The sequence below is a fragment of the Saccharomonospora iraqiensis subsp. paurometabolica YIM 90007 genome (assembly GCF_000231035.2).
GTDB classification, from domain to species: Bacteria; Actinomycetota; Actinomycetes; order Mycobacteriales; family Pseudonocardiaceae; genus Saccharomonospora; species Saccharomonospora paurometabolica.
This window is the reverse complement of the sequence record NZ_KI912245.1, coordinates 43,079-46,853: the sequence shown is the minus strand read 5'-3', so window position 1 is coordinate 46,853 and position 3,775 is coordinate 43,079. Positions and strand designations below refer to the sequence as shown.

Below are 3,775 nucleotides of genomic sequence, written 5' to 3'. Positions count from 1 at the left end.
CGGGTCGGCACCGCCCGGGTCGGCACGGTCCGGGGCGACATCCCCGGTGAGCGCGGCGTCGGTGTCCCCGGCGTCCCCGGGTTCGACCCGGTCGTCGGGATCGTCGCCCCGGTCGTCGGTGTCCCCGGGGTCGTCGCCGGAGCGCTCGGGTGGGTCCGGCGGCAGGCCCAGCGGGCTGTGCTCGACCGGTTCGTCCCGGGTGAGCGGCAGGGTGAGCCGGAAACACGAGCCGTGTCCCGGCTCGCCCCACGCCTCCAGCTGCCCGCCGTGCAGGCGCGCGTCCTCCAGACTGATCGCCAGGCCGAGACCCGTGCCGCCGGTTCGCCGGTTGCGGGACGGGTCGGCGCGCCAGAAGCGGTTGAAGACCAGTTCCGCCTCCCCGGGGCGCAGCCCCACACCGTAGTCCCGCACGGTGAACGCGAGCGCGTGGTCGTCGGCGGCCAGCCGCAGGCGTACGGGGAGACCCTCACCGTGGTCGACGGCGTTGCCGAGGAGGTTGCGGAGGATCCGTTCGACCCGCCGGGCGTCGATCTCGGCGGGCACCTCCTCGTCGGGCAGCTCCAGCTCGATGGGACTGCCCGCACTGCCCGCGATGGCACCGACCTGCTCGGCGGCCCGCTCCGCGACGGGCCGGACGTCGCCGCGCTCGGCGGAGAGGTCCTCGACACCGGCGTCGAGCCGGCTGATCTCCAGCAGGTCGTGCAGCAGCGCCTCGAACCGGTCCAGCTCGTCGACGAGCAGTTCCGCCGAGCGGGCGAGCCCGGCCGGGAACTCCTCGCGGGAGGCGTGCAGCACGTCCGCGGCCATGCGCACCGTCGTCAGCGGCGTGCGCAGCTCGTGCGAGACATCCGAGGTGAACCGGCGTTGCAGCTGTCCGAACTCCTCCAGCTGCCGGATCTGCTCCTGGATGCTCGTCGCCATCTCGTTGTACGAGTCGGCGAGTTTCGCGAGGTCGTCCTCCCCGCGCACGTCGAGTCTGCGGTCCAGGTCCCCGTTCGCGAAGTCCTCGGCCGCCGAGGCGGCCCTGCGCACCGGGGTGACCACCTGGTGTGTGACGAGGTTCGTGATCGCCGCGAGCAGTACCAGCAGCGCCAGCCCCCCGACGAGCATGGTGCTCTGCACCGTGGTGACCGTCTTCTGGTCGGTGCTCAGCGGGAACAGCAGGTACAGCTGCATCGGCTGGGTGGCCGAGGTGACCGGGGCGCCAACGGCGAGATAGGTCGAGTCGCCCGGCGGGGTGTGGAACTGGGTGGCCTTCTGGTTGCCCTCGACGTAGTTGCGCAACCCGGTCGGCACCTTGTCGAACGGACCCGCGTGGACGGGCTGTTCCCCCGCGCGGTCACCGTCGCCCGCGGCCAGCACCGGTTCGAACGCGCCCGCGGACGAGTTCTCCGTGTCCTGGGTGGCCAGCGAGTTGTTCGTGATGCTCTTCAGCGCGTTGTTGAGCCGGTTGCGCAGGGCGTCGTCCCGCCCCGCCTCGCCGACGAGTTCGCTCTCGGCGGTGCGTACCGCGACCCGCAGCTGGTTGAGTGCCGCGCTCTCCTTGGTGTCGACGAGCCGGTCGACGATCTGGTTCTGCAGGACCATCCCGAGCACGAACACCACCGCCGAGGACAGTGCCAGGGTGGACACGGTGACCCGGAACCGCAGCGACCGCTGCCACACGTCACCGAACGCGGCCGAGACGCGGCGGCCGTACGAGGCGGCACGACTGCTGAACGTGAGGACCGACCGCACGGGCGACACCGGGTCACGACTCATGCCCGGACCGCCATCCCTCGGCGGACCCGCGTCGGGATGGGCGCCCGACACCTCCCGCGGTTCCCGCACGCGGCACCGTCACCTCCATCCGGCGGTCGCGTTCACCGCCCGGCCCGCCGCTTCCCGGCACGCGGACCCTGTCCCGGTCGAGTGTGCCGTGTCCTCACGGGGGGCCGGCCTTGTAGCCGACGCCGCGGACGGTGAGAACCACCTCCGGGTGCTCCGGATCCTTCTCGACCTTCGAGCGCAGGCGCTGGACGTGCACGTTCACCAGGCGGGTGTCCGCGGCGTGCCGGTAGCCCCACACCTGCTCCAGCAGGACCTCGCGGGTGAAGACCTGGCGGGGTTTGCGGGCGAGTGCGACGAGCAGGTCGAACTCCAACGGGGTCAACGCGACGGGCTCCCCGTCCCGGGTGACCTCGTGCCCCGGCACGTCGATCGACAGGTCACCGATGGTCAGCTGCTCGGCGGGCTCGGCCTCGGTCCGGCGCATCCGCGCGCGCACCCGGGCCACCAGTTCCTTCGGCTTGAAGGGTTTGACGACGTAGTCGTCGGCGCCCGACTCCAGCCCGAGCACGATGTCGACCGTGTCGCTCTTGGCCGTCAGCATCACCACCGGCACCCCGGACTCCGCACGGATGGCCTTGCACACGTCGATCCCGTTCATGCCCGGTAGCATCAGGTCCAGCAGAACGAGGTCGGGCTTCAGTTCACGCATGGCGGGAAGCGCCCGCGAACCGTCGGAGACCACGGTGGTGTCGAATCCCTCACCGCGGAGCACGATGGTCAACATTTCAGCCAGAGCGGGGTCGTCGTCGACGACCAGCACACGCGCCTTCATGCCGACATATTCGCACTACCGCGCCGCCCCGCGTGCACGGCCCGCCGGTCGTGGCGCTCCCCGGGTCCGTTTCGGCGCCCCGGCCGTAGGTGCTTCGACCTCTCGCCGACGAGGTGTTTTACGGTGGCGTGACCCGTGCCCTTGCGTCGACCGGTTACTGTTGCGTCATGCGGAACTCTGATGAGGCCAAAGCCGCCACCAGCCCCGTCCAGTCCGTCGACCGGGCGATCACCGTGCTCGAACTGCTCGCCAGGGAGGGCGAGGCCGGGATCACCGACATCGCCGCCGAACTCGGGGTGCACAAGTCAACGGCGTCGAGACTGGTCACCGCCCTGGAGATGCGCAACATGGTGGAGCAGCTCGGCGAACGCGGCAAGTACGCGATCGGGTTCGGCATCGTGCGGCTCGCCGGCGCCGCGACCGGGCGCATGGACCTCGCCAAACTGGGCAACCAGACCTGCCAGACGCTGGCGGACGCGCTCGGCGAGACGGTGAACATCGCGGTCGCCGACGGCGACGTCGCCATCAACATCAGCCAGGCCTTCGGTTCGGCCGCGGTCACCGCCCAGAACTGGACCGGCAGGCGCACCCCGCTGCACGCGACCTCCAGCGGCAAGGTGCTGCTCGCCCACATGGACGACGAGACCCGCGACCCGCTGCTGAGCCGGGAACTGGAGGCGTGCACACCGGCCACGACCGTGGTGCCGCGCGAACTGCGCGGCGAGCTCGCGCGGATCGTGGAGGACGGGTACGCGGCCAGCTTCGAGGAGTACGAGGTGGGCATGCACGCCGTCGCGGTACCGGTCTACGGGGCCGAGGGCGACGTCATCGCGGCGTTGAGCGCCTCCGGACCCGCCTACCGGCTGTCCCGGGAGCGCATCGACCAGCTGATCCGGCCGATGGCCGACGCGGCCGAGGAGCTGTCCGGACAGCTCGGCCACTTTCCGACGTAACGCCGACAGCGGGACCGGGCGCACCGGGACACGTGGTCACCGCACGACACGGACCGCCCGCCGGTCATCCCGGTGTCGGCGGGGTCGGCGGAGTGAGCACGTCGCGGGCGAGCTCCGCGGGGTCCACGGAGCCCGCGCCGTCCACCACGTGCCAGGGGGCGAGCCAGCCCGCCGCGGCGAGCTCCTCGTAGACCCGGCCACAGCGTGCCTGGAGTGCGTC

The 3,775-nt window shown here is 71.6% G+C and carries 3 protein-coding genes; 1 reads left to right on the top strand and 2 read right to left on the bottom strand.

Annotation, left to right across the window (positions count from 1 at the left end; genetic code table 11):
* Positions 1 to 1,761: MtrAB system histidine kinase MtrB (gene mtrB / locus SACPADRAFT_RS27765; protein ID WP_007026872.1), on the bottom strand; the 1,761-nt coding region annotated here is incomplete at its 3' end.
* A 163-nt stretch (positions 1,762 to 1,924) separates the two neighbouring features.
* A complete protein-coding gene (mtrA, locus tag SACPADRAFT_RS0214160) occupies positions 1,925 to 2,602 on the bottom strand; it encodes an MtrAB system response regulator MtrA (protein WP_007026871.1) in 678 nt (225 codons plus the stop codon).
* 167 nt (positions 2,603 to 2,769) lie between these two features.
* Here mtrA and SACPADRAFT_RS0214155 point away from each other — a divergent pair, with 167 nt between their 5' ends.
* Positions 2,770 to 3,555: an IclR family transcriptional regulator gene (locus SACPADRAFT_RS0214155; RefSeq protein WP_007026870.1), complete on the top strand. Its 786-nt coding sequence runs from the start codon at positions 2,770 to 2,772 to the stop codon at positions 3,553 to 3,555.
* Positions 3,556 to 3,775: the final 220 nt, after the last annotated feature.